Below are 25,568 nucleotides of genomic sequence, written 5' to 3' on the forward strand. Positions count from 1 at the left end.
ACGGGCGCCGGACGAGCGCGCGCCGGACACGAGCGGGTCACGGATCGGCCGACCCGCTGCCATGGGGCTGCGGGTGGTGTTTCATCGTCCCCGTCGGCTACTGCGCGCGGGAGGGGTGGGGCGTGAGGCTGGACCCGGCGGTACGAGCCTCGGGACTGCTCGCGGTGCTCGTCGCCAGCGGGATCCTCGCTGTGCACTCAGCACCCGCCGACGGTTCGGTCATCGGCATCTGGCCGGTGGGGGTCGCCTCCGCGCTGGCGATCGAGGCGGGCCGCCGCCGGGCGCCGTACGTCGTGCCGGTCGTGCTCGTCGTCGCGGTCCTGACCATCTGGCAGGGCGGCCGGCCCTTCGACGTCGCCCTCGGCTACGGCATCGGGATCGCCGTCGAGACCGCCGTCGTCGCGGCGGTCCTCCTGCGTGGCCGCGCCGGGCGCCCGCCGCTGCGCACCGATGCCGACCTGCGGCGCTACTTCCTCGCCTGCGGCGCGGCCGGCGGGGTCGGCGCCGCGGCCGGGGCGCTCACCTCCTGGGCGACCGGGTTCGGCGAGCCCGCCGCGGTCGCGCTCGCCCTCGGGGCAGCGCACACCGCCTCGCAGCTGACGCTGCTGCCGTTCTTCATGCGGCTGCCGCAGCACGGCTCGATCGCGAGCCCGGTCGAGCGGGCCGCCCAGTGGGGGGCGAGCCTCGTCCTGACGCCCCTGGTCTTCTACCCCGACCAGCTGCCGTCGATGGCGTTCATGGTCGTGCCGCTCCTGGCCTGGGGGGCGTTGCGGCTGCGGCCGCTGGAGGCCCTCGCGCAGATGGCGGCGACGCTGTTCTTCGCCATCGTGATGACGTCCTCCGGGCGCGGGCCGTTCGCCGCGGTCCCGCAGGCCTTCGACCTCTCACCGGACACCCGGGGCGTGCTCCTGGCGGCGTACGCCGCGACCTGCGCGCTCATCGTCGTCCCGCTGATGATCCGGGTGGGCCAGCACATCGTCATCTCCCGCGAGGCCCGTAGCCAGCGCGACAAGGTCCAGAGCATCGTCGACGGCGCCACCGGCATCGCGATCATCGGCACCGACCCCGAGGGGCGCGTGACCCTGTTCAACCCCGGCGCCGAGCGTCTCCTCGGCTACTCCGCCGCGGAGATGATGGGGCGCTCGGCGCGGGTGCTGCACACGATGCGCTCGGTGGTGGACAAGGCCGACGAGCTCGGCACCACGCGGAACTACGGCTCGGTCGTGCGGGAGATCGCCCGGCCCGAGCACGCGGGGACGCAGATGCGCTTCCTGCGCCAGGACGGCGTCGAGCGTGTCCACTCGATGACGCTGAACCGGATGGTCGACGACCTCGGGACGATCGTCGGGTACGTCAGCACCTCCGAGGACGTCACCGACCAGCTCCGGGCCCAGGACCGGCTCCAGGACTCCCTGCACACCGAGCGCCAGGCGGTCGAGCAGCTGCGCGAGCTCGACCGCGCCAAGGACGCGTTCGTGTCCTCGGTCAGCCACGAGCTCCGGACCCCGATCACCAGCATCCTGGGCTACCTCGAGCTGCTCGCCGACGGCTCCTACGGCGCGCTGTCGCCGCCCCAGGCGACGGCGCTGCAGCGGGTCTCCGCCAACAGCGACCGCCTGCTGAGCCTCATCGACGAGCTGCTCACCCTCTCCCGGCTCAGCGAGGACGGGCTCGCCCTCAGCTCCCGCGCCTTCGACCTGCGCGAGGTCGTGCAGGAGGGGTACGGCGTGGTCGCGCCCGCCTGGGAGCACCGCCGCCTCGACGTCAGCCTGGGCCTGCCCAGCGAGCCCGTGTTGTTCGTCGGTGACCGCGACATGCTCGAGCGCGTGGTCGTCAACCTGCTCGGCAACGCCGTGAAGTTCACCCCTGAGGGCGGCTCGGTCGAGGTCTGCCTCGAGGTCGCCGACCGAGGCGTCGCCGGCCCGGAGATCCACCTCGACGTGCGCGACACCGGCATGGGCATCCCCACCCACGAGATCCAGCAGCTCTTCTCCCGGTTCTTCCGCAGCTCCCTGGCCCAGGAGCGGGCCATCCCGGGCTCGGGCCTCGGGCTGTCGATCACCCGGGCGATCATCGAGAAGCACGGCGGCGTGATCGACGTCGAGTCGGTCGTCGACCGCGGCACCCTGTTCCGCGTGCGGCTGCCCGCCTGACGCGACCAGCCTCCGGAAGCTGTTCGAAGTCGTGTCTCGATATGTGTCCTGACCTGGGGAAACGACGCTTTGGCTGTCGGTGGTCGGTGCTTGAGTAGACCCATGGCCAAGGACTCCCGACCCCACGCACACACCGTGTGTCGGGCTGTCGCGAAGTCCCGCCGCAAGACGCTTCAGGCGGCGACCGCGGAGCTGTGGTCGATGTCGGACGAGGACGTCGAGGCCACCCTGGTCGAGGCCGAGAAGCTCCGCGCGCAGGCCGACGCCCTCGCCCTCCGGTTGCTCGCCGAGGCCGACCGCCGGCACGCCGGCGAGCGGGCCGGGGCGACCGACACGGCGTCCTGGTGGGCGCACCGGACCCGGCAGGAGCGCAGGGTCGCGAAGGGCCGGGCCCGGCTGGCGGAATCGCTGGACCGGCATGAGCCCACCGCGGCTGCGCTGGTCGAGGGCGCGATCTCGGTCGACCACGCCCGGGTGATCACCTCGTGTGTGGACCGGTTGCCCGAGGACCTGGAGGACGCGACGGTCCCGGCGCGTGCCGAGCAGCACCTCCTTGCGGAGGCGCAGCACCTCGACCCCAAGACGCTCGCAGTGCTCGCCAAGCACGTCCTCACCGTCGTCGCCCCCGAGATCGGGGAGGCACGCGACGCGGCCGCCCTCGAGCGTGAGGAGCGTGAGGCCCGCGCGAACGCGTGGCTGACCATGTGCCCGGACGGCAAGGGCTCGGTGCGCGGGAAGTTCTCCATCCCCGAGCTGCGCGCCGCGATGCTCCACAAGACCCTCCTCGCGTACGCCGCACCCAAGCACCAGACCGCTACCCGCACCGAAGACCCCGACGCGGTCGAGCAGGTCGAGCGGCGACCCTCCCCGGAGCGGATGGGGGATGCGTTCTGCGAGCTCCTCGAACGCCTCCCCACCGACCGACTCCCGAAGCTCGGCGGACTGAACGCGACCGTCGTGGTGACCCTCGACCTCGACTCGCTGACGGGTGGGCTCGCACCTGGGGTGCTGGACGACGGGAGCGTCATCTCCGCCGCCACCGCCCGCCGGCTCGCTTGCGAAGCCGGACTGATCCCGGCGGTGCTGGGCACCAGGTCCGAGCTGCTCGACCTCGGCCGGAAGACGCGGCTGTTCTCCGGGGCTCAGCGACGCGGGCTCAACCTCACCCAACCGACCTGCACCGCAGAGGGCTGCGACTGGCCCGCCCACCTCTGCCACGCCCACCACGACCAACCCTGGTCCAGTGGCGGCACGACGGATCTCGCCAACGCCCGCAACCTCTGCCCGCGCCACCACGCCCGGATCCACGACCCCGCCTTCGAGACCACCCACCTCCCCGGCGGGAAGGTCGCCTTCCACCGGCGGACATAGACCAACCAGCCAGATCCACCGAAGTTGGATCCCTCGACCACCGCAACCACAACGGTCGACCCCCGCCTGCCGCGAGCCGAGAAGCAACCGCGACCAAGCACCCGCACCCCAGCGGCGCGCAACCACGTTTCTCTCAGAACCCTCCTACAACGCACCACCCGCCGCCCGCGGACGCACCCCCGGCCACCACCACGACCGGCCCGGAGACCCCAAGGCCACGCACCTCACCGGGCCTCGACACGCTCGCCAGGGCTCGCTGCTCGACTCAGGGAAGGCGCGCGGCCGAGGAAGGGCCCTCAGTTGGCCGCGATGCCGTGGTGCGTGCACCAGATGACCGCCTGGGAGCGACGATCGACGCCGATCTTGCGGTAGGCGGCGCGCACGTAGGTCTTGACGGTGTTGACGCTGACGTAGAGCCGCTCAGCGATCTCGGCGTTCGACAACCCGGCGGCGACGAGGGCCAGCACCTCGAACTCGCGCACCGTCAGGTCGTGGGGGAGGAGGAGCATCCTCGCGTCGACGTGCCGCGTCGAGCGGGTGCCGCCGGGCGCGGCGCGCGCGACCCGCTCGAGGACGTTGATGACCTGCGTCGCCGAGGCGTCCATGGGTACGACGCCGGCGGCGCCGCGCTCGAGGGCGGTCGCGGTCAGGGCCGGCTCCTGCGGGCGGGCCAGGGCGACGACGCGGGCGTTCGCGCGGACGAGGTGGTCCAGGTCGGCGCCGCCGTCCGCGCCACCGGTGGGGTCGAGCGCGGCGGTGTCGTACAGCACGACGTCCAGGCCGCTCAGCTGACCGTCCTGGCCCGGCGCGCCACACAGGGTCACCCGGGCGGGATGGCGCCGCAGCATGGCTGACAGCCCGGTGAGCACCAGCTCGAACGGGCTGGCGACGCCGACGTTGAGCGGAGCGCTCGGCGGCTTGCTGGGCATGGTCGGCCGGTGCCCACCGGCACCATCGGCAACCCCGCCCGCCGGGGCGAGGGCGCGGCCGGGTCAGATGCCGAGCCGGGCCAGCACGCGGTCGGTGGCGCGGCCGTCCTCCAGCGAGGTGTACCGCTCGCGGAACGCGGCGTACCGCTCGGCGACGTCCTTCTCGACCCGGTCGAGGTCGCCGAGCACGGCGAGCAGCTCGTCCTCGGTCCGCACGACCGGCCCGGGCGCCTCCGGCAGCAGGTCGAAGTAGAACCCGCGCACGGAGCTCTGGAACCGCTCGAGGTCGTAGGCGTAGTGCACGATCGGCCGGCCGGTGATCGCGAAGTCGAACATCGTCGAGGAGTAGTCGGTGACCAGCACGTCGGCGGCGCAGTAGAGGTCGCGGACGTCGGGGAGGTACGACACGTCGTGCACGCCCGGGGTGGTGGCGATGGGGGACCGGCCGGTGACCATGTTGTGCGCGCGCACGAGCAGCACCTGGTCGGGCCCGAGGGTCGCGGCGAAGCGCTCGACGTCGAGGTGGAGGCGCAGCTCGGGGTTGCCCTCGGCGAAGGCCTCGTCGTCGCGCCAGGTCGGGGCGTAGAGGACGACCGTCGCGCGGGCGGGGATGCCGAGCGAGGCCCGGATGCCGGCCCCGACCTCACGGGCCCGCGGCGAGGAGAGCAGGTCGTTGCGCGGGTAGCCGGACTCCAGCACCTCGCCGGTGTAGCCGAAGGCGCCGCGGAGCCGTGGGGTGCTGACGGCGTTCGGGGAGAGCAGCAGGTCCCACTTCGCGACGTCGTGGTCGAGCCGGTCCAGCCGCCCCTCGGGCGCCCACAGCACGTCGCGGTGGATGCGCTTCAGCGGCGTGCCGTGCCAGGTCTGGACGTACGTCGTGCTCGCGGACTTGGTCCACTCCACCTCGGTGTGGGTGTTGGCGATGAGCAGGTCCGCGGACTCCAGCGCCTCGGTGGCGGCCGGGGAGTCGATGTCGACGGTGGTGACGCCCGCGGGGAACGCCGCGAGGTGGTCGCCGTCGGCCAGCCACACGTGCTCGAGGCCGGGGCGGTCGGCCACCCGCTCCCACAGAGCGCGCGGGTTGTCGGAGAACCGGCCGTGGAAGCTGTTCCAGACGATCCTCACGCGGGCACCTCGGTACGCCGCTCCTCGAGCAGGGCGACCAGGTCCGCCCAGCCGTCGACCACCGCGACGGCGCCCGCGTCCAGCAGCGCCTGCCGGCGCTCGGCGCGCTCGGGGCCGGGCACGAAGACCAGGTTGCCGATCGTCGCGATCCCGGCCGCGACCGCGGACCGGGCACCGGAGACGGCGTCCTCGACGGCGACGGCCTCGTGCGCGGCGAGGCCGAGCCGGTCCAGGGCGTGCAGGTAGACCGCAGGGTCGGGCTTGCTGGTCGGTCGGGGCAGCGAGTCCTGCGCGCTGAACCGGCCGGCCGCCGGCAGGACGTCGTCGAGCTCGGCGGCGGTGAAGCACGCGGCCAGCCGCCCGAGGGCGCTGGAGCTGACGACGGCGAGGTCCCAGTGCTGGGCCAGGCGGTGCAGGGCGTCGGTGACGGCGGGGTCGGGCACGAGGGTCGAGGCCAGGTGGCGGGTGACGACGTCCTGCTCGCGGGCGACCCAGGTCTCCAGCTCGTCCTCCGCGACGGTGACGCCCTCCTCAGCGGCCAGGTCGGTGGCCAGGCTGCGGAAGTTGCGGCCCAGTGCGGCGGCCTGGAGCTCGGCCGGCTCCCACCGGTGCTGCGAGCCGAGCCGGTCCAGGAAGTCGTTGGTGACCGCCGTGGACGCGGCGAAGGCCGGCTCCTCGGAGGCGAACAGGTTGCCGTCCGCGTCCAGGAGCAGCGCCCGCACCGGCCCCAGGTCGAGATCGCGTCTGGGGTCAGGATGCTGCGGCACGGTCCTCCACCTCTCGTCCGATGAGCGCCCGCTGCAGGGTGACCACGAAGTCCGGGCGGGCGGCGAGCCGCTCGAACCCTCCGGCGGCCGCCAGGAAGGGTCGCACGTCGTGCCCGGCGCGCGACGCCGGCCCCAGCAGCGCGGCCAGCGACGGGTCGGCGAGCCGGTCCGCGACCTCCGCGGACGTCGCGCGGCCCTCGAGGACCGCCTGCGCGGAGCGGCGCAGGTGGTCGATCCAGGTCGCGACGACGCCGGTGAGCAGCGCGTGCGGGCGGCCGGCGAGCACGGCACGCTCCAGCGACGGCAGGACGTAGTTGGCCATCCGCACCGAGCCGCGACGCCGCAGCCGGGCCAGCGGGTCGGCGATGGCGGGGTTGCGGAAGCGGTCGAGCACGTCGCGGAGGTACGCCGAGGTGTCGAGGCCCGGGACCGGGTCGAGCAGCGGGCAGACCTCCTCGGCGAGCATCCGCTCGACCAGCGGGCCGACGAACGGGTCGGCCATCGCCGCGTCGGTCGTGGAGTGCGGGGTCGTCTCGCCGAGGAACCCGAGCGCCACGTGGCCGGCGTTCAGCAGCCGCATCTTGGCCTCGACGTACGGCCGGGCGTCGGTGACGACCTCCACCCCGACGTCCTCGAGCGGCGGCCGCGGCCCGGCGAAGGAGTCCTCGACGACCCACTGGCTGAACGGCTCGGTCACGACGGGCGCGCGGTCGTGCACGCCGAGCCCGTGCAGCAGGCGGCGGTGCTCCTCGGTGGTCGGCGGCGTGATCCGGTCGGCCATGCTGTTGGGGAACCCGACGTGCCGCTCGATCCACCGGGCCAGCCCCGGGTCGAACTCCTCGGCCGCGGCGACGACGCACCGACGGGCCGCGTCGCCGTTGCCCGGCAGGTTGTCGCACGACAGCACCGTGAACGGCACCTGGCCGGTGCGCCGTCGCACGCCCAGCGCGCGTGCCAGCAGGTCGAACGCCGAGGCGGGGACCGCGGTGCCCCCGCCGGGGAGCACGGCGTACGCCGGCGCGGTCACGGTCAGCGTGACCAGGAGGGTCCGCGGGTCGGTGAGGGCGGCGACCGCGGCTGCGGCGCCGGTGCGCCCGCCGGCGGGGAGGTAGTCGCGCAGCACGCCGACCACGCGGGCGGTCGGCTCGCCGGCGGAGAGCGCGAGGGCGGTGTAGAGGAAGTTCTGGCCGGCCAGCTCCTCGCGGTGGCTGTTGGTCCGCAGCCCGATGCCGCGCACCCCCCAGTCCTGGAGGCCGAGCCGGGCGATCCCGTCGAGGTAGAGCGCCTGGTGGGCGCGGTGGAACGCTCCGACTCCGAGGTGCACGACCCCGGTGCGCAGCGCGGCGACGTCGTACGTCGGCCGCGCGATGCGGGGCGGGAGCGCGGTCAACGTCTCGAGGTCGAGACGGAGCGCTGGGGTCGTCGCCGGGTGTACCGGGTCCTGGGTCGGTCGGAGCACTCGCACCTCTTGTCGGTCGTGGGGCACCAGGGGTGCGGAAGGGAACCGGTCGCCTACCCGCTCGCGAGGGTCGCGAAACATCCGCTCCGCACGCCCCAGGGTGGTTGGCGTCCAGGTGCCCGGGGGCCCCGCCCGGCAGGCTCCCCCGAACGGGTGGGAAACCCCCAGCTGGGGGCGGGGTCACCGACCCGCGGCGCCCCTCGCCGCCGCGCCTCCTCGCCCCTGGTCCCGTGCCCGTACCCGTCCCCTTCCCGCCTGCCGGTGGCGGCGTCAGGAAGCGGACGTGGGGCCGTCGCGGTACGGGGCCGAAGTGCCCGGTCCGGTGGGCCGAAGTGCCCTCCGCCGGGCTCCCGGACGGCCGAAGGATGAGGTTCCCGAAGGCAGCCTCCGAGCGGCGGCCGGAGACCGGCGTGCGCCGACAGGACGCCGGGTCGGGGCCCGGCCCGCGGGTGGGTCCGGCCCCACGAGACCCCACGACACCCCTTCGAAAGGTCGCCTCGGTATGAACCTCACGCCCAGGGAAGTCGACAAGCTCTACCTCTACCAGGTTGCCGATCTCGCCCGTCGGCGTCGCGAACGGGGGACGAAGCTCAACCCGCGCGAGGCCCAGGCGCTGATCTGCGAGGCCATCGTGGAGGCGGCCCGCGACGGTCGGTCGGTCGCGGAGTGCAGGGAGGTCGGCAAGCAGGTCGTCACCGGCTCCGACTGCATGACCGGCGTCCGCGAGCGGCTCGCGCTGCTCCAGGTGGAGGCGATGTCTATCGAAGGCAGCAAGCTCGTCTCCCGCCACGACCCGGTGGGGGCGTGATGTCCGGTGCGGACCGCGTCGAGCCGCGCTCCGGGTGGGAGGCCTGCTCCGTCGCCCTGGTCGGCGGGCACGAGGGCGCCGACCCTGCGACGCTGCGCCCCCTCCTCGGGGCGCTCCGCGGGGCCCTCGACCTGAGGGGCGCGACGGCCACCGAGCCCGGCTGGCCGCTCCACCGCGTGGTCCGCGCCGCGCTCGCGGACGGCGAGGGCCCCGTGGCGGTCGTCCCGATGACCTGGGGCCGCGACCCCGTGCTCGTGGCCGACACGGCCAAGACCCTCCGCTGGCTCTCCGCCGGTCCCGCGGCCGGGCGGCTGGCGCTGTGCGACCCATTCGGCAAGCCCGACCACCTGGTGACAGTGGTCCGCGCCGCGGCGCGCGAGTGGGCAGGCCGCCGCCCCCGGGCGGCGATGCTGCTGGCCGCGGAGGCCGCCAACCCCTTCGACGACGCCGAGCTGCACCGGCTGGCGCACCTGGTCCGCACCCACGGCGCGGGACAGGAGGTCGGGGTCGGCCTGCTCGAGCAGGACGGCGACCTGGCCCGCGCCGTGGACCGGATGCGCCGCCTCGGGCACGACGAGGTGGTGGTCGTCCCCGCCGGGTTCGCCGACGCGTGCCCGGAGACCGAGGACCTGGACGGCGTGACCTTCCACGGCCCGCTGCTCTCCGGGCGCGCCGCCGCCCGCACGACCGTCGAGCGCATCGTGGGCGGCATCCACCGGCTCGGCCACGGGGAGGACGGCATCGAGCCGGCGCTCCAGGCCGACCACGGTCACGGCTACGCGCACTCCCACGCCGGGGACCTCGCCCACCAGCACGGCCCCGGCCAGGCCCCCGGGCAGGCGCACGGCGACGTGCCCGGCTCCCCGCACCAGCACACCGAGCACCACGACCGCCCCGCGGCCCCGACCCTCGTCCCGCTCCCCAGCCGCACCTGAACGCAGGAACGATGCCAGGCAGCCACGACCACGACCACCACACCGGCGACGAGCCGTACGTCGCCGGTGTCGGCGCGCATGAGACAGCCCGCGGGGGTCCAGACCGTGCCGGTCACGGTGAGCAGCGCCATCTGCCAGCCCGCCACCGGCGGACCTGATGGCGCCCCCCGGCCGGGGCGGCCGGGGTGGCCGGCGTCCCGGCCCGGCGGGAGCGTCGTGCACCTCGAGGTGAGGGACCTGCAGGTCCTCGGTCGCCGGTCGAGCATCCTCCAGCTCGAGGCGCTGTCGATCGCGACGGGGGAGTGCGTCCTGGTGGCCGGCGACCCGGGCCAGGGCCACACGGCGCTCGCGCTGGCGGTGACCGGGCGGCTCTCGGGCCTCTCCGGCACGGTCGCGCTCATCCGCGACGACGGATCGGTGAGCACCGATCCGGCCGCGTTGCGCCGGGTCACGGCGGTGGTCGACCTCCCCGGCATCTCCGAGCCCGACGACGTCTCGACGATCGGGACCGTCGCGGCCGAGGAGCGCGCCTACGCGCACCGGCCGTCGGGCCGGCGTGCCGTCCGGCAGTGGCTCGCCACGCAGCGCCTGTCCTCCCGGCGTCACGAGCGGGTCGAGGACGTGCCCGCCGCCGACCGGACCCGGGTGCTGGCCTCGTTGGCCGCCGAGCGCCGCGGCGTGCGATTCATCGTGCTGTGCCTGCCCGACCGGCACGGCGGGGAGCCGGCGGACTGGTGGGCGCTGGCGCAGGCGCTCGCCTCCGTGGGCTTCGGCGTGCTGGTGCAGTGCCAGCGCTCCTCTGCGCGCGACCTCGGCGCGCTCCTCCCGCCCGCGCAGGGGCCCGAGGCCCGGCGCCGACCACTCGTGGAGGCCCTGCGCACCACGCCGGGCCCCGCGATCCCGGCTCCCACCGCGGTCGCCCGAGCACCCGACGGCGCCCCCGACGCCGACGACGCCCCCGACGCCCCCGATGTCGCCGATGTCGCCGACCTGACCGACACCGTCGTCGACGTACCCCCGGCACGCGCCGCGCCGCCCGACCAGCACCCCGTCGACGAGGAGACCCGACCGTGATCGCAGCACGAGTGGCGGCCACGGAGCTGCGCCGCCTGACCAGTGGCACCCTGCGGAGCGCGGCGGTGCTGGCCCTGATCGTGATCCCCTCGCTCTACTCGGGGCTCTACCTCTTCGCCAACGAGGACCCCTATGGCCGCCTGGGCGAGGTGCCGGCCGCGCTGGTCGTCGAGGACCAGGGCGCGCGGACGGCCGCCTCGGCCGGCGAGCCGGCCAGGACCGTGCTGTACGGCGACGACGTCGCCAAGCGGCTCGTCGACGGTGACGGCGGCTTCGGCTGGGTCGAGACGACCAAGGCCGACGCCGAGGCCGGGGTCCGCTCGGGGCGCTTCGACTCCGCGCTGGTGATCGGTCCGGAGTTCTCCCGGGACCTCGTCTCGCCCGGCCGCTTCGAGCCGCGCCAGGCGAGCCTGCGGCTGATCACCAACGACGCGAACAACTACATGGTGGCGACCATCGCCGGGCAGATCGTGGGGGAGGTGCGCGACTCGGTGGCCCAGGAGGTCGGCACCGAGGCGGCCACCCGCTTCCTCAGCGGGTTCCGGCTGGTCCACCAGGACCTCCGTCGCGGCCTGAAGGGCGTACGACGCCTGTCGAACGGCACCGGCCGCCTCCTCGAGGGGCTCCGGACCGCGGAGCGCGGCACGGCGACCCTGCGCGCGGGTGCTCGGGAGGCGGCCAGCGGCGCGGGTCGGCTCTCCTCCGGCGTCGACCGCCTGGCCGCCGGCAGCAGCCGCCTCTCCTCCGGGGCCGGGCGGCTCTCCGCGGGCCTGGGCACGCTCGCCGGGCGGACGCGGAGCCTGCCCAGCCAGACCAACCGGCTCGCGTCCGGGGCCCGCGAGGTCGCCGCCGGCAACCGCGAGGTCGCGTCGATCGGCCGGGACGCCGCCTCAGCGGCCCGGGGCCTCGCCAACCGGGTCGATCGTGCGGGCCGGGTGCTGCGGCGCCAGCTCCAGGCCCTCGTCGCCGACGGCGTGCTGACCCCGGGCGTCGCCGCCGACCTCGCGGCGGTCCTCGACCTCGCCGGCCAGCCGGTGCGGGACGCCGCCGCCGCGGTCACCGGCGCCTCCCGCAAGCTCGACCGGCTCAGCCGCGGGTCCGGGAAGGTCGCGGCCGGCGCCACGGCCCTGGCCCGGGCGACCCCTGCTCTCGTGCGCGGCATCGGCACCGCCCGGTCGGGTGCGGCCCGGCTCGCCTCCGGCGCCGCAACGGCCCGGTCAGGGGTCGCCACGCTCGCGAGCGGCGCCCGGAGCCTGTCGGCGGGCAACCAGCGGCTCGCGAACGGGTCGGAGCGGCTGGCGCGCGGCAGCGTGCGGCTGCGCCGCGGCGGAGCGAAGGTCGACCGCGGTGTCGACGAGCTCACCACCCAGCTGCGCAAGGGGTTGAAGAAGATCCCGGACCCGGATCGCAGGACCGCCGAGGCGACCGCCCGCACCATCGGCGACCCGGTGCGCGTGGCCGACGACCAGCTGGCCAGCGCCGGCAGCTACGGCGCCGGCCTGGCGCCGTTCTTCATGTCCCTGGCGGCCTGGATCGGTGCCTACGTGCTCTTCCTCCTGGTCAGACCCCTGTCCAGCCGCTCCCTCGCCGCCGCCGCTCCGGCCTGGCAGACCGTGCTGGGCGGGTGGCTGCCAGCCGCGGTCATCGGCCTGGCGCAGATGGCGGTCATGTTCCTGATCGTCAACGTCGCCCTCGACATCAGCGCCGCCGACGCGCTCGGCACCGTCGGGCTCCTGGCCCTCGCCTCGGCCGCGTTCGTCGCCCTGCTCCAGGCGTTCAACGTCTGGCTCGGCGCGGTCGGCCAGTTCCTCGGGCTGGTCCTCATGCTCGTCCAGCTGGTCACCGCCGGCGGGACGTTCCCGTGGCAGACCGTGCCCGAACCCTTGCAGGCCCTCCACCGGATCCTGCCGATGTCCTACGCCGTCGAAGGCCTGCGGCAGACGCTGTACGGCGGTGACGCAGCCGTCCTCGCCCGCGACCTCGCGGTGCTCCTCGGCGCTTTCGTCGTCGGCATCCTCGCCACCGTCTACGCGGCCTACCGCCAGCGCGTCTGGACCCCGGCCCGCCTCCACCCCGAGCTCGTGCTCTGACCTCCCCGGCAACCGACGGGCAGCCGACCTTCGGCCTCGGGCCGTGGGTGGTTGCGGTCTTTGGCAGTTATAGGACCGGGTACGTCGTGGGTTGCGGTCCGCTGCCGGCTCGCCGGCCGCTGCCTCGGGCTGGCGAGTTCGCCCAGCCCGGACAGGATTATCTAGCTGAACCTCTTTCGTTCGAGCATGTGTTCGAGTAGAATGAGGCATGGCCTTGACCGCGACGCTCGAGCACCCGCTGGACACCCCAGCCGACGTGCTGAGCCTCGCTCGCGCCAAGCAACGCGCGGCCAACGCAGCCGAGGCCGAGCTTCTTGAGGCGGCTGTCCAGTGGTGCGTGCTCCACCCGGCCGAGTCGCTCGACGAGGCAGCGACCTGGTCGGTGTTCCGCGGGTTCGGTGACAAGCCGGTCTGCCTGGCCGGTGAGGGTGCGCCGTTCGTGACCGAGTTCGCGGTCGTGGAGTTCGCGGCCGGGCTGGGGAAGTCCGAGGACGCCGGCCGGGCCTATCTCGCCGAGGCGCTCGAGCTGCGGTACCGGCTCCCGAAGCTGTGGGCGAAGGTGACCTCGCTGGATCTGCCGGCCTGGAAGGCGCGGGCGCTGGCGCGGCGGACGTTGCACCTGCCGAAGAAGGGTGCGGCGTTCGTCGACACCCACGTCGCCCCGGTCGCCTCGACTATCGGGCCCGCCGCGCTGGAGCGGTTGCTGGAGGAGGCGTTGGTCCGGTTCGACCCCGACGAAGCCCAACGTGTTGCGACCGAGCGGGCCGAGGCCCGGCACGTGACCATCCAGTCCCGACAGGTGTCCTTCGACGGGCACGTGGACGTGTGGGCGACCCTCGACCTGGCCGATGCACTGGACCTCGACGACGCACTCGAGAAGGGCGCGGCCCGGCTCGAAGCACTCGGGTGCACCGACACCCTCGACGCCCGACGGTCAGTCGCCCTGGGTGACATGGCGCGGCGGCAGATGCAGCTGGAGTTCGACACCGACCCCAAGCCCCTCGTGGTCCACGTGCACCAGCGTCCCGACGGGACCCTCGACGACATCACCCGGGTCGAGAACACCCGCGGGTTCGTCCTCACCAGCCAGCTCGCGGACTGGTGCACCCGCGCCGCGCGGTCCGATGCCGGCAAGACGATCACCGTGAAGCCCGTGATCGACCTCAACGAGCGGATCCACGTCGAGGCCTACGAGGTCCCCGACCGCCTCTCGACCCAGACCCGGCTGCGCGACCTGCACTGCGTGTTCCCCTGGTGCACCCGACCCGCCCACGCGACCAGCAGGATCGACGACGACCACGTCATCCCCCACGCCAGGGGTGGACCGACCGCGACCGAGAACATCGCGCCCCTGTGTCGGCGCCACCACCGGGCCAAGACCCACGCCGGCTGGTCGCAGCAGTCACCAGCTCCCGGGACATTCGAGTGGCGAAGTCCGACCGGCCTCACGTACCGGGTCGACCACCGAGGCACCCACGACCTCGGGCCCGAACCACCGCCGACGGCTCAGCCGCCACGAGATAGCCGCATCGCCACGACCCCGCCGGAGCACCCGACCGGCGGGGCACAGGCACGCCCAGCGTGAGGCGCCGGATCGTTCAGGACTGCCGCCCGACGCCTCCGTGCCGCGCACCTGAGCGGCTGACGACCTGCTCGGCCCACTCCGTGTCCGGCGCGAGGACGTCGAGACGGGTCATCGCGTTCGCCGAAGCCTCGGCCGAGGTTCCCGAGAGTGCGTACGCGACGGCGCCACGCGGTTCCATCGAGGTCAGATTGGGCTCCATGGCTCTGAGCGCCGCGGGAACGACGACGCCGGCGACCGCCCGCCCGGGAGGCGGGCCGGTCGCCGGCGTGCGGCGGGGTCAGTCGACGGCGAGCTCGCCGAGCTCGTTCCAGCCGTCCTGGTCGACCTCGGTGGACACGATGCGGGGCGTCTCGGCGAGGTACGGCGGGAGCTCGGCCTGGGCGGCCTTGAAGTGGTCGCTGCCCACGTGTGCCGCGCCGGCCTCGCCGTCACGGAAGGCCTCGGTGAGGACGTACTCGTTCGGGTCGTCGAGCGATCGGGACCAGTCGAACCAGAGGCAACCCTCCTCGGCGCGGGTGCCCTCGGTGAAGGACCGGGAGATCTCGGGCCAGGCCTCGGCGTGCTCGGGCTTGATGCGGAACTTCGCGGTGATGAAGATCAACGTGTCTCCTCAAGGGTTCGGCGGATACCGCCGGCGAAGGGGGGTCGGCGGCCGGACCGGCGGGCGCGGCCCGGAACGGATCGAGCCCCTGACCCGGTCCGGGTCAGGGGCTCGATCACGTGGGGTGAGTAACGGGACTTGAACCCGCGACATCTGCGACCACAACGCAGCGCTCTACCAGCTGAGCTATACCCACCATGGTCCGACCGCGGCCGGAACCGGGGGGAACTATAGTCGACTCAGTCCTCGGGGGTGGAATCCGCGGGGGTGCCGGCAGCGGGGTCGGCGTCGGGCTCGGCCGCTGCGCCGGTCAGGGAGCCGCCGTGCCGCGCCGCGATCGCCTTGGCGGTCGCGGAGTCGGGCCCCGGCGGCGGGACGAAGACCGCCTCGCGGTAGTAGCGCAGCTCCTCGATGCTCTCGCGGATGTCGGCGAGGGCACGGTGGTTGCCGCGCTTGGCCGGCGCCTGGTGGTAGGCCCGCGGGTACCAGCGCCGGGAGAGCTCCTTGATCGAGCTGACGTCGACGATCCGGTAGTGGAGGAAGGACTCCAGCCCGGTCATGTCGCGGGCGATGAACGCCCGGTCCGTGCCCACGGTGTTCCCGGCCAGCGGCGGCCGGCTGCCCTCGGGGCAGTGCTCGCGGAGGTAGGCCAGGGTCCGCTCCTCGGCCTCGGCCAGGCTCACGCCCGCCGCCAGCTCGTCGAGCAGGCCGGAGCTCTCGTGCATGCTGCGCACGAAGTCGCCCATCTGCTCCAGGGCCTCATCGGGCGGGCGGATGACGATGTCGACGCCCTCGCCGAGCACGTTGAGCTCGAAGTCGGTCACGAGGGCCGCCACCTCGATCAACGCGTCCGCGCGCAGGTCGAGGCCGGTCATCTCACAGTCGATCCAGACGAGTCGGTCGTTCACGGAGGGCACCCTACGTGGCGGGACCGACGCGGCCGTCGCCACGGGCGGCGACGCGGGCGGCTCGACCCGGGGCCACCGGCGTGCCCGGTCGGTGTTCTCAGGCGGGGCCGACGGCTGCTCTCAGGAAGGGTTCAGCCCGGTTGCCTAACGTGCCAGCCGTGAGGGAGTGGTTCGGTCTGGTCGCGCGTCTCGTGACCGGCGGGGTGTGGCTCGTGGCGGGAGCCCTGAAGCTGCCCGACCCCTACGAGAGCGTCCGCGCCGTCCGCGCCTACGACCTGCTGCCGGAGTCGGTCGTGCCGACGGTCGGCCACCTGCTGCCCGTGCTGGAGGTGGTGGTCGGGGTCGCCCTGATCGGCGGGGTGCTCACGCGAGCCGCCGGCGCCGTCTCCGCCCTGCTCTTCCTCGCGTTCATCATCGGGATCGCGTCCGCGTGGGCCCGCGGCCTCCAGATCGACTGCGGCTGCTTCGGCGGCGGGGGCTACGAGCCGGGCGCGTCCGCCCAGTACCCGGGGGAGATCGCCCGCGACGTGGTCCTCCTGGCGCTGTCCCTGTTCCTCGTGCGTGTCCGCGCGACCCGGTTCGCGCTGGACAACGTCCTGTTCCGACGTACCGGACCGACCATCTCGGAGGCATGAGCTTGTCCACGAAGTCCCGTCAGCAGTCCCGATCGGAGCGCGCTGCGGCCGCCCTGCGTGAGCAGAAGGTGCGGGAGCGCCGCCGCAAGGTCCTCATCAGCGCCGCCGTGGCCGCGGTCCTCGCGCTGGTGGTGGTCGTCGGCGTCCTGGTCCAGGGCGACCGCGACACGACCGGGACGGCCGCGACGAAGCCGGCCGGCGCGACCGACAACTACTCCCTGGCGTTCGGCCCCCCCGACGCCCCGCACTCGGTCGTGATCTACGAGGACTTCCTCTGCCCCTACTGCGGTGACCTCGAGGCCGAGACCCGCACGGACCTCGAGAAGCTCTCCGAGAACGGCCAGGTGCGCGTCGAGTACCGGCCCTTCGACCTGCTGAGCCGGTACGGCGACTACTCCGCTCGGGCGACCAACGCCTTCGCCGTCGTGCTCGACACCGCCGGCCCTGAGGTCGCCAAGGACTTCCACGACCTGCTCTTCGAGCGGCAGCCGAAGGAGGGCGCGTCGTACCCGAGCAACGACGACCTCGTCGACCTCGCCGTCGAGGCCGGCGCCGACGAGGCCGAGGTGCGTGAGCCGATCGAGGAGGGCGCCTTCGACCAGTGGGTGGAGAACGCCACCGACGCCGCCTCCCGGGAGGGCATCACCGGCACACCCACGGTCCTGGTCGACGGTGAGGTCTTCACCGACGGCGACACGGTCGAGGAGCTGGCCGACAACTTGGTGGCCGCCGTCAAGTGAGCCGATGATCCGGGGATGCGCGTCACCCCGGAGTTCATCGCCGGCCTGCCCAAGGCCGAGCTGCACGTCCACCACGTCGGGTCCGCGTCGCCGCGGATGGTCGCCGAGCTGGCAGCCCGCCACCCCGGCACCGTCCCGGCGGACCTCGACGAGCTGCGCCGGTTCTACGAGTTCCGCGACTTCGCGCACTTCATCGAGGTCTACCTCGCGGTGGTCGACCTGGTCCGCACGCCCGAGGACATCCGCTACCTGACCTACGAGGTCGCGCGCGAGATGGCCGAGGGCCAGGCCCTGCGGTACGCCGAGCTGACGTGCACGCCGTACACCTCGGTGCGTCCGCACGACCCGCAGCCGGGGATGGCCATCGAGGCCTACACCGAGGCGATCGAGGACGCCCGGGTCGCCGCCGAGCGTGACTTCGGCCTGGTGCTGCGCTGGATCTACGACATCCCCGGCGAGGCCGGGCTGCCGAGCGCCGAGGCCACGCTCGGCTACGCCCTCGACCACCGCCCCGACGGGCTGGTCGGCTTCGGCCTCGGCGGCCCGGAGATCGGCGTGCCGCGGGCGCAGTTCCAGCCGCACTTCGACGCGGCCCGGGCCGCCGGGCTCCGCTCGGTGCCGCACGCCGGCGAGACCACGGGGCCCGAGACGGTCTGGGACGCCCTGCGGCTGCTCGGGGCCGAGCGCATCGGCCACGGCACGTCCGCGGCCCGGGACCCCGAGCTGCTCGCCCACCTGGCCGAGACCGGCGTGCCCCTGGAGGTGTGCCCGTCGTCCAACGTGGCCACCCGCGCGGTCCCCGACCTCGCCGCGCACCCCCTCGCGGCGTTCCGCGAGGCCGGCGTCACCGTCACCATCGCCTCCGACGACCCGCCGATGTTCGGGACGTCGCTGAACCGCGAGTACGAGATCGCCGCCGACCTGCTGGACCTCGACGCCGACGGCGTCGCCGACCTGGCGCGGACCGCGGTGGGTGTCTCCTTCGCCGAGGACGATGTCAAGACGCGGGTGCTCGCCGAGATCGACGCGTACGTCGCGGGCGGGACCGCCCCGGCCTGAGCGGACCCCTGAGCGGACCCCGCGGCGGCGTGGAGGCGCCCATGGCGGGTCGGACAATATGATCGTGGGCATGCCCGCCCAGCCCATCCGCGTCGCCGTGGTGAACGACTACGAGCTCGTCGTCGCCGGACTCGCCGCGATGCTGGCCCCGTTCCGCGAGCAGGTGGTGCTCGTCGAGGCCGACAGCGGGCTGCCTGTGGTCGGCGACGTCGACGTCGTCCTCTTCGACACCTTCGCCCGCGGGGAGGGCGGCCGCGGCCTCGAAGGCCTCGTGGCATCGGGCACCGCCAGGATCGTCGTTTTCAGCTGGCACACCGACCCCGGGGTGGTCGACCGGGCGCTGCGCGAGGGCGCGGACGGCTACCTCCACAAGGCCCTCGGCGCGCACGAGATCGTGGCCGCGCTGGAGAAGGTCTGCGACGGGGAGGTGGTGCGACCCGATCCCCGTCTCGCGATGACGGACCCCGATCTCGACCGGGCGTCGGGCGCCTGGCCGGGGCAGCGGGAGGGCCTGAGCCCCCGCGAGGGGGAGATCCTGGCCTACATCACCCAGGGCCTCTCGAACCAGGAGATCGCCGAGAGCACCTACCTCTCGATCAATTCGGTCAAGACCTACATCCGCACCGCCTACCGCAAGATCGGGGTCACCCGTCGTTCCCAGGCCGTCGCCTGGGGGATGACCAACGGCTTCGTGCCGGACCGCTCGCGCGTGCGGCTCGCCGACTGAGGGGACGACCCCGCGGGGTCACCTCTCCGGCGGGTGCTCCGCGCCGATCTGCTCCCGCATCGTCTCCAGGATCCGGGTGAGCACCCGGGAGACCTGGACCTGGCTGACGCCGAGCTCGTCACCGATCTCGCGTTGGGTCTGGTCCTCGTAGAAGCGCAGGTAGAGCACGCGTCGGTCGCGCTCGGACAGCCCACGCATCACCGGCGCGAGCATCGCCCGCGCCTCCGCGGGACCCTCGTCCGGTTCCTGGGGGAGCACGTCGCCGAGGCTGGTGCCGGCGTCGCTCCCCACGGGCTGGTCGAGGGAGGTGGGCTGGAAGCAGCCGAGGCCCTGGAGCGCCTCGCGGTGCTCCTCGGGGGTGATGCCCAGCGCGCGCTCGACCTCGTCGTCGGTGGGCTCGCGACCCAGCTCCTGCTCGAGGCGGTCGGTGGCCATCGTCAGGTCCCGTTGGAGCTCCTGCACGCGTCGCGGCGGGCGGACCATCCAGCCCTGGTCGCGGAAGTGCCGCTGGATCTCCCCGCGGATCGTGGGGACGGCGTAGGTCAGCAGGTCCTCGCGGACCGAGGGGTCGAAGCGGTTGACGGCCTTGACCAGCCCCTCGTAGGCGACCTGCTGGAGGTCCTCCAACGGGATGCCGCGGCGACGGTAGCGGTTGGCGACCGCGTCGGCCACGCGTCGGTTGACGAGCACGACCTCGGCGATCAGGTCCTCGCGGGCGGGGCCGGAGGCCGACCGGGCGAGGTGGAGCAGCTCCGCTGTGCGGCGCGAGCGTTCGTCGCGGGACATCGTGCGGTGGTCGTCGCCGAGGGCGGGGCTGGAACCGTGCATGGGCGGTCCGCCTCCTTCCGAGTGGGGTGCGATCCGCGGGCCCGTTCCGGGCACGCCATCGACGTTGCCCCAGACCGGTCTGGTCCACCACCACCCATTGGGGTGTGTTCCCCGTCTCACTGCCTCAGTGGCGCCGGCCACCCCAGCTCAGCAGGGCCCACACGGTCTTGCCCTCGTCGGTCGACCGGCTGCCCCAGTCGTCGGAGAGGACCGCGACCAGGTGGAGCCCCCGGCCCCCCTCGTCCTGGTCCGATGTACGTCGCCGGCGCGGCCGCACCAGCACGGGGTCACGGACCTCCACGAGCACGGCCTCGTCGAGCCGCCGGAGCTGGACGGTGGCCGGCGGCTCGGCGTGGACCAGCACGTTGGAGACCAGCGCGTCGACGACCTGCACGGTGTCGGCGATCCGGTCCGGCGGCACCGCCCACACCGTGAGCTGCTCGGCGACGGTGCGGCGCAGGTCGGCGATCTCGGCGAGCGAGGTGGCCTCGAAGCGGGCGACGCCACCGGGGGAGTCGGCCTGCGCCCGGGCGACGACCATCGCGACGTCGTCGTCGACACCGTCGCCCGCGAGGGCCGTGACGACCCCCGACAGCAGCTGTGCGGCGGGCAGCGTGGTCCGGGGAGCGACGGCCGAGCTCAGCCGCTCCAGCCCCAGCTGGAGGTCCTCGCCCCGGCGCTCGACCAGGCCGTCGGTGTAGAGCACCAGCACGTCGGCGGGGCCGAGCTGCACCGTGGTCGGCTCCAGACCGTAGTGACCGGCGCCGAGCGGCGGACCGACCTCGCGCAGCAGCGTGAGCCGGCCGTCGGCGTGGGCGTGCACGGGCGGGAGGTGGCCGGCGTTGGCGTAGGTCAGCGTGTGGTCGGCGGCGTCGAAGACGGCGTACACGCACGTCACGATCTGGTCGCCGGCCAGGTCCTGGACCAGCGGGTCGAGGTGCTCGAGGACGTCGGTGGGGGACAGGTCGAGCTTGGCGAAGGCGCGGGTCGCGGCCCGCAGCTGGCCCATGACCGCCGCGGCTCGGACGCCCCGGCCCATCACGTCGCCGATGACGACGGCCGTGCGGCCCGCGCCGAGGTCGATGACGTCGTACCAGTCCCCGCCGACCTGCGTGCCGACGACGCCGGCGCGGTAGTAGGTGGCGACCTCGAGCCCGGCGACGTCGGGGTCGGTGCGCGGCAGCAGGCTGGCCTGGAGGTCGCGCCCGATCTGGCGCTCGCGCTCGACGACCTCGCGCTCGGCCTCCGCGGCGACCAGCCGCTGCTGCAGCGCGCGCTGGTCGGTGATGTCCTGGAAGGAGCCGCGGACCAGCCGGCTACCGTCGGGCCCGGTCGCGGGCTCGCCGAAGGACTGGAAGAGTCGGACCTCCCCGGACGGGGTGACCACGCGGACCTCGTAGACGATCGTCTCGCCGACCGCGGCCGCGGCCAGCTGGGCGGTCACGTGGTCGTGGTCCTCGGGGTGGACCATCTGCCCGATGATCGCGCGGGCGCCGCGCTCCTCGGCGTCCTCGCGGGTGATGCCGAGCATGTCGAAGAAGGTCCGCGAGCCGGTGATCGAGTCCCGCTCGAGGTCGACCTCCCAGCTGCCGAGCCGGGCGAGCCGCTGGGCCTGGTCGAGCAGCTCGCGGCTGCGCTCGAGCGCGACCCGCACGCGGTGCGCCTGGTCCAGCTCGAGGTTCACCCGCACGCGGGCCAGCAGCTCGCGCGCCGAGAAGGGCTTGACGAGGTAGTCGTCCGCGCCGGCCTCGAGGCCCTCGAGGGTGCCCTCCTCGCCGGCGCGGGCCGAGAGCATGATGACCGGCACCGACGTCAGGGCCGGGTCGGCCTGCATCCGGCGCAGCAGCCCGAAGCCGTCCAGCTCGGGCATCATCACGTCGGTCAGGACCAGGTCCGGGACGTCCTGCGACATCTGGTCGAGGGCGTCGAGCCCGTCCATCGCGGTGCGCACGTCGTAGGACGGGGCCAGCAGGTCGCAGATGTAGCGGCGCATGTCGGCGTTGTCGTCGACCACCAGCACCCGGCCGCGCCGGTCCTCCCCGCCGTCGACCCCGGCCACGAGGGGCGAGGAGGAGTCGGTCCCGGCGCCCGCGCCGCGGGCCTCCGGCTCGCCGTCGGGCGGCAGCCACAGGACGCTCTGCTCGATGTAGGCCCGGGCGCGCTGGCCCGTCGCGGGGTCGATCGGCTCCTCGACCGTGTGCCGCACGCGGTCCTCCGGGAGGTGGGCCCAGCCCAGCGGTACCGAGACCGTGAGCGTCGTCCCGCGGTCGGGGCCCTCGGTCCGGCTGGTGGCGCCGACCCGGCCGCCGTGCGCCTCGACCAGCTCGCGCACCAGGGACAGCCCGATCCCGGTGCCCTCGTGGGTCCGGGAGCGCACGCCGGTGGCACGGTGGAACCGCTCGAACAGGCGGGGGAGGTCGCCGGGCGGGATGCCACCGCCGGTGTCGGTCACGGTGAGGACGGCGCGGTCGTCCTCGGCGGTCAGCCGGACGGTGATCCCGCCCTCGAAGGTGAACTTCAGCGCGTTGGAGACCAGGTTGAGCACGACCTTGGCCCACGACTCACGGTCGACGTACGCCGTCACGGGAGCGGGGCACTCCAGCTCCAGGGTGAGCCCGCCGCGCTCGGCGGCCGACTCGAACATGGCGACCAGCTCGGCGGTGTAGGCGCACAGGTCGGTCGCGAGGAACTCGTCGGTGTCGCGCCCCGACTCCAGTCGGGAGAAGTCCAGCAGCGTGTTGACCAGCTGCAGCATCCGCCGCCCGTTGCGCGCGATGACCTCGAGCCGACCGCGCTGGGCCGGCGGGAGCGGTGCGGCGGCGTCGGACAGCGCGTCCTCGGCGGGGGCCAGCAGCAGCGTCAGCGGGGTGCGCAGCTCGTGGCTGACGTTGGCGAAGAAGTCGGTCTTCAGCTTGTCGATCCGGGCCAGCTCCTCGGCCCGCTGCTTCTCCTGCTCGATCGCGCGGGCGTCCCCGATCGCGGCGGCCAGGTGGCCGGCCAGCAGCTCGAGGAAGTCGCGGTAGCCGCCGTCGAAGGGGCGGTAGCGGTTGAGGCCGACCACGAGCGCGCCGTACGGCTTGGACTGGCCGGGCTGCAGCAGCGGCGTGACGTAGGCGCGGGTGGGGGGCTCGGTCCACTCGCCGGTCGGCAGGTCCGGGAAGAGCTCGTCGATGGCGGAGACCACGACGTCCTCGCCGCGCCAGGCGCTGTGCAGCGGCCAGACCGCGTCGGGCTCCCCGACGGCGATGACCGGCGGGGCGGCGGAGTGCTCGGGGGAGATGCCCGCCTGACCGCGGCGGTGCGCGACCGTGCCGTCCTCGGAGAAGAGGTAGACCACGACGAACGGCAGGGAGTGCCGGTTGCTGCCGAGGTGCTCGCACGCGGCCGTCACCGCGGCGGCCTCGCTGCCGGCCGCGCCGACGCGGATGCCGAGGTCGCGCAGCGTCGTCATCCGGCGGGTCGAGATCACCTCCTCGGTGCCCTCGGTGACCACGCAGAGCATGCCCGCGATCGTCCCGTCGTCGTCGGCGAGCGGGCTGTAGGAGAAGGTGTGGTACGTCTCCTCGACGTAGCCGCTGCGCTCGAGGAAGAGCAGCAGCTTCTCGTCCCAGGTGGCCTCGCCGGTCCTCATGACCCGCTCGATGCGGGGGCCGATGTCGGGCCAGATCTCGCGCCAGACCTCCGAGGCCGGCCGGGCCAGGGCCCAGGGGTACTTCGTGCCGAGCGTGTCGCGCCGGTAGGCCTCGTTGCAGAAGAACGTCAGGTCCTCGCCCCAGGCCATCCACATGGAGAACTTCGAGCTGAGCATGATCCGCACCGCGTTGCGCAGGCTCAGCGGCCAGGTGTCGGGCTCGCCGACCGAGGTGATCGACCAGTCGACCTCGAGCAGGTCGCGGCCCACGGGACCCGCGGCCCGCAGGGCCTCGGTCATCGAGCTCTCGGCGCCCATCCGAGCGTTCACTCCTCGCCCGCCTGACGGAGGGCCTCGTCCGCGGTCGGGTACGCCGCGAGCACGCGGTCGAGGCCGGTGAGCTCGAGGATCCGGGCGACCGGCGGCTGGATGCCCGCCAACGACAGGCCTCCGCCGAGCCCGCGGGCCCGGCGGTGGGCGGCCACGAGCGCGCCGAGGGCGGAGGAGTCGACGAACGGTACGTCGGTCAGGTCGACGACCACGTCGACGTGCCCCTCGACCATCAGGTCGTTGAGCACCGACCGGAAGCCGCCCACGGTCGCGAGGTCGACCTCGCCGCGCGCGACGACGACCGCGAACCCCTGGCGGTGCTCGACGCGCACGCACAGCTGCTCGTCGATGAAGGCGTCGTCGGACGTCATGGGTGGGTCTGTTCTCCGGGGCTCGGTCGGCGTGGCGGTGTCGGGGGCTCGGCGGGTCGGTCGCGGCACAGTCTCGGGCAACGTCGGTCGGCCCGACGCGTTTCGGCCCGATTGGCTCCGGCGGGGTGAGGCCGGGCCGCGGGACCATCCTGCCAAGTGGCCCCGGCCCGCGATGAACCCACCCGGGCGCACGCGCTGGGCGGACGGTGCTGGCAGTGCTGGCGGTGCTGGCGCCCCCGGCAGGACTCGAACCTGCGACCGGCGGATTAGAAGGCCGCTGCTCTATCCAGCTGAGCTACGGAGGCGGGGGACCGGGACGGCGCCGCCGGTCCGCCGCCAGTATGCCGGAGTCCGGCCGGGTCCGGCTCACCCGCGCCGGTGTCGCGCCGAGCGCCCCGGTCAGCCGCCGAGCCGGTCCGGGTGGTCGACCAGCACGGCGGCGACGGCGCGTGCGGCCGCAGCGGGGACGTCGGCCGCCCCCGGGCGCAGCCGCATGGCGAGGTGGCAGGAGAAGACCAGGGCGAGGGCGTCGGCAAGCGCCGCGGCGTGTGCGCCGGCCAACCACCCCGACCCGAGTGCTCGGTCAGGCCGCGGGGTCGGCGGCGGCCGGGATGCTGGGGGAGCAGGCGGGCTTCGGGGCGACGTTCGACGGGGCCGGGGTGGCCACGCTGCTGGCCTCGGGGTCGGGCCTGCGGTCCGGTCGCCGGCCCCTCAGGCCCACTCGATGCTCGCCAGCACGGACTCGATCAGGTTCTTCCGGCGCGCCGGGGGCGTGTCGTCGGGGGTGACGAAGGCGATCGTCACCTGCTGGTCCCCGTAGATGGTGCCGAACTGGTCCAGCCGCCCACCCACGAGCTCCGGGCCGACCAGGTGGTAGAGCTCCACGCCCTGCACCTCGCGTCGTGGCTGGATCCGCACCTGCTCGGCCTTGAAGCTGGTCACCTTCGCGGCGTTCTCCAGGGTGTCCAGGGTGGCGATGTCGGCCGCGGGGATCGAGCTGAGCGTGACGATGGTGAGGCTCCTCGGGGCGCGGGCGGACACCGACAGGGCGCCCTCGTCGAGGGACGTCCACCCCTTCGGGGCGCGCATGGTCGCGGCGTCGCTCGTCAGGGTCAGCCCGGACGCCGGGGTCACCCCCGCGTCCTCGCCGGCGGACGCTGTGGGATCGGACGTCGGCTCCGAGGTGCCGCTGCTCGGGTCGCTCGGGTCGCTGGGGGTGGCGCTCCCGTCCACCGAGGCGGAGGCCGCCTCGGTGGGGCCCGAGCCGGGGTCGGCGTCGTCGGAGCACCCGGCGAGGGCCAGCGTGGCCACGAGCGTCACGGTTGCGGCGGCGGTTCGACGAGGTCGGTGCACGGTTCTCCCGAGGTAGGTGTGGGGTGCGTGGGGGCAGACTACGGTCCTGTTCCGGCTCCGCGGTTTAACCCGAACGGGCCCGGGTAGAC

The 25,568-nt window shown here is 74.0% G+C and carries 22 protein-coding genes and 2 tRNA genes; 11 read left to right on the forward strand and 13 right to left on the reverse strand.

Annotated elements, in window-relative coordinates; all coding sequences use genetic code 11:
* The first annotated feature begins 122 nt into the window (after positions 1-122).
* Both HPC71_RS06095 and HPC71_RS06100 read left to right on the forward strand, forming a co-directional pair.
* Positions 123-2,153: a sensor histidine kinase gene (locus tag HPC71_RS06095; RefSeq protein WP_154616786.1), complete on the forward strand. Its 2,031-nt coding sequence runs from the start codon at positions 123-125 to the stop codon at positions 2,151-2,153.
* Positions 2,154-2,255: 102 nt separating this feature from the next.
* On the forward strand, positions 2,256-3,524 hold the full coding sequence (locus HPC71_RS06100; RefSeq protein ID WP_154616787.1) for an HNH endonuclease signature motif containing protein: 1,269 nt from the start codon (positions 2,256-2,258) through the stop codon (positions 3,522-3,524).
* Between the two features lie 296 nt (positions 3,525-3,820).
* Here HPC71_RS06100 and HPC71_RS06105 read toward each other — a convergent pair whose 3' ends face one another.
* From HPC71_RS06105 to HPC71_RS06120, 4 genes are all read right to left on the reverse strand, one after another.
* The gene (locus HPC71_RS06105) at positions 3,821-4,453 is read right to left on the reverse strand and encodes a helix-turn-helix transcriptional regulator (protein ID WP_154616789.1); all 633 of its coding nucleotides are present in this window, start codon (positions 4,451-4,453) and stop codon (positions 3,821-3,823) included.
* 63 nt (positions 4,454-4,516) lie between these two features.
* Positions 4,517-5,578 (reverse strand): CDP-glycerol glycerophosphotransferase family protein, encoded by a 1,062-nt coding sequence (locus tag HPC71_RS06110; protein ID WP_171896312.1) that lies wholly within the window; start codon positions 5,576-5,578, stop codon positions 4,517-4,519.
* Complete coding sequence (locus tag HPC71_RS06115; protein ID WP_171896314.1) at positions 5,575-6,345, reverse strand: HAD family hydrolase; 771 nt, start codon at positions 6,343-6,345, stop codon at positions 5,575-5,577. Before HPC71_RS06115 ends, HPC71_RS06110 begins: the two co-directional genes overlap by 4 nt.
* Positions 6,329-7,735 (reverse strand): mannitol dehydrogenase family protein, encoded by a 1,407-nt coding sequence (locus HPC71_RS06120; RefSeq protein WP_171896316.1) that lies wholly within the window; start codon positions 7,733-7,735, stop codon positions 6,329-6,331. The genes HPC71_RS06115 and HPC71_RS06120 overlap by 17 nt, the downstream gene beginning before the upstream one ends.
* A 571-nt stretch (positions 7,736-8,306) precedes the next feature.
* On the opposite strand from HPC71_RS06120, the gene ureA reads away from it, so the two are divergent.
* From ureA to HPC71_RS06145, 5 genes are all read left to right on the forward strand, one after another.
* On the forward strand, positions 8,307-8,612 hold the full coding sequence (ureA, locus tag HPC71_RS06125; protein WP_154616791.1) for an urease subunit gamma: 306 nt from the start codon (positions 8,307-8,309) through the stop codon (positions 8,610-8,612).
* Entirely contained in the window at positions 8,612-9,547 is a 936-nt protein-coding gene (locus tag HPC71_RS06130) for a sirohydrochlorin chelatase family protein (protein WP_154616793.1), read from the forward strand. The genes ureA and HPC71_RS06130 overlap by 1 nt, the downstream gene beginning before the upstream one ends.
* Before the next feature lie 228 nt (positions 9,548-9,775).
* On the forward strand, positions 9,776-10,621 hold the full coding sequence (locus tag HPC71_RS06135) for a hypothetical protein (RefSeq protein WP_154616795.1): 846 nt from the start codon (positions 9,776-9,778) through the stop codon (positions 10,619-10,621).
* Entirely contained in the window at positions 10,618-12,711 is a 2,094-nt protein-coding gene (locus tag HPC71_RS06140) for a YhgE/Pip domain-containing protein (RefSeq protein WP_154616797.1), read from the forward strand. Before HPC71_RS06135 ends, HPC71_RS06140 begins: the two co-directional genes overlap by 4 nt.
* A 208-nt stretch (positions 12,712-12,919) precedes the next feature.
* Positions 12,920-14,296 (forward strand): HNH endonuclease signature motif containing protein, encoded by a 1,377-nt coding sequence (locus HPC71_RS06145; RefSeq protein ID WP_154616798.1) that lies wholly within the window; start codon positions 12,920-12,922, stop codon positions 14,294-14,296.
* 277 nt (positions 14,297-14,573) lie between these two features.
* Here HPC71_RS06145 and HPC71_RS06150 read toward each other — a convergent pair whose 3' ends face one another.
* The 3 genes from HPC71_RS06150 to orn form a co-directional block, all read right to left on the reverse strand.
* The gene (locus HPC71_RS06150; protein WP_154616799.1) at positions 14,574-14,897 is read right to left on the reverse strand and encodes a putative quinol monooxygenase; all 324 of its coding nucleotides are present in this window, start codon (positions 14,895-14,897) and stop codon (positions 14,574-14,576) included.
* A gap of 120 nt (positions 14,898-15,017) precedes the next feature.
* Positions 15,018-15,093 (reverse strand) — tRNA-His (locus HPC71_RS06155).
* Positions 15,094-15,136: 43 nt separating this feature from the next.
* Positions 15,137-15,805 (reverse strand): oligoribonuclease, encoded by a 669-nt coding sequence (gene orn / locus HPC71_RS06160; protein WP_171896318.1) that lies wholly within the window; start codon positions 15,803-15,805, stop codon positions 15,137-15,139.
* Positions 15,806-15,963: 158 nt separating this feature from the next.
* Here orn and HPC71_RS06165 point away from each other — a divergent pair, with 158 nt between their 5' ends.
* The 4 genes from HPC71_RS06165 (at position 15,964) to HPC71_RS06180 (ending at position 18,966) form a co-directional block, all read left to right on the forward strand.
* Positions 15,964-16,440, forward strand: coding sequence for a MauE/DoxX family redox-associated membrane protein (locus HPC71_RS06165; protein WP_253943919.1), 477 nt, complete (start codon positions 15,964-15,966; stop codon positions 16,438-16,440).
* Positions 16,437-17,180, forward strand: coding sequence for a DsbA family protein (locus tag HPC71_RS06170; RefSeq protein WP_230084595.1), 744 nt, complete (start codon positions 16,437-16,439; stop codon positions 17,178-17,180). The genes HPC71_RS06165 and HPC71_RS06170 overlap by 4 nt, the downstream gene beginning before the upstream one ends.
* A gap of 15 nt (positions 17,181-17,195) precedes the next feature.
* Positions 17,196-18,239, forward strand: coding sequence for an adenosine deaminase (locus tag HPC71_RS06175; RefSeq protein ID WP_154616801.1), 1,044 nt, complete (start codon positions 17,196-17,198; stop codon positions 18,237-18,239).
* Between the two features lie 70 nt (positions 18,240-18,309).
* Positions 18,310-18,966: a response regulator transcription factor gene (locus tag HPC71_RS06180; RefSeq protein WP_154616802.1), complete on the forward strand. Its 657-nt coding sequence runs from the start codon at positions 18,310-18,312 to the stop codon at positions 18,964-18,966.
* A gap of 18 nt (positions 18,967-18,984) precedes the next feature.
* Here HPC71_RS06180 and HPC71_RS06185 read toward each other — a convergent pair whose 3' ends face one another.
* The 6 genes from HPC71_RS06185 to HPC71_RS06210 form a co-directional block, all read right to left on the reverse strand.
* A complete protein-coding gene (locus HPC71_RS06185) occupies positions 18,985-19,794 on the reverse strand; it encodes a sigma-70 family RNA polymerase sigma factor (RefSeq protein ID WP_230084596.1) in 810 nt (269 codons plus the stop codon).
* A 124-nt stretch (positions 19,795-19,918) separates the two neighbouring features.
* Positions 19,919-23,743: a SpoIIE family protein phosphatase gene (locus tag HPC71_RS06190; protein WP_154616803.1), complete on the reverse strand. Its 3,825-nt coding sequence runs from the start codon at positions 23,741-23,743 to the stop codon at positions 19,919-19,921.
* A gap of 8 nt (positions 23,744-23,751) precedes the next feature.
* Positions 23,752-24,126, reverse strand: coding sequence for an STAS domain-containing protein (locus tag HPC71_RS06195; protein ID WP_154616804.1), 375 nt, complete (start codon positions 24,124-24,126; stop codon positions 23,752-23,754).
* Positions 24,127-24,354: 228 nt separating this feature from the next.
* Positions 24,355-24,431: transfer RNA gene (locus HPC71_RS06200), tRNA-Arg, on the reverse strand.
* A gap of 94 nt (positions 24,432-24,525) precedes the next feature.
* Positions 24,526-24,687: a hypothetical protein gene (locus tag HPC71_RS06205; RefSeq protein WP_154616805.1), complete on the reverse strand. Its 162-nt coding sequence runs from the start codon at positions 24,685-24,687 to the stop codon at positions 24,526-24,528.
* A gap of 150 nt (positions 24,688-24,837) precedes the next feature.
* Positions 24,838-25,437, reverse strand: a complete 600-nt coding sequence (locus HPC71_RS06210; protein ID WP_154616806.1) for a hypothetical protein — start codon at positions 25,435-25,437, stop codon at positions 24,838-24,840.
* Between the last annotated feature and the right edge of the window lie 131 nt (positions 25,438-25,568).

The organism is Nocardioides marmotae (genome assembly GCF_013177455.1).
GTDB classification, from domain to species: domain Bacteria; phylum Actinomycetota; class Actinomycetes; order Propionibacteriales; family Nocardioidaceae; genus Nocardioides; species Nocardioides marmotae.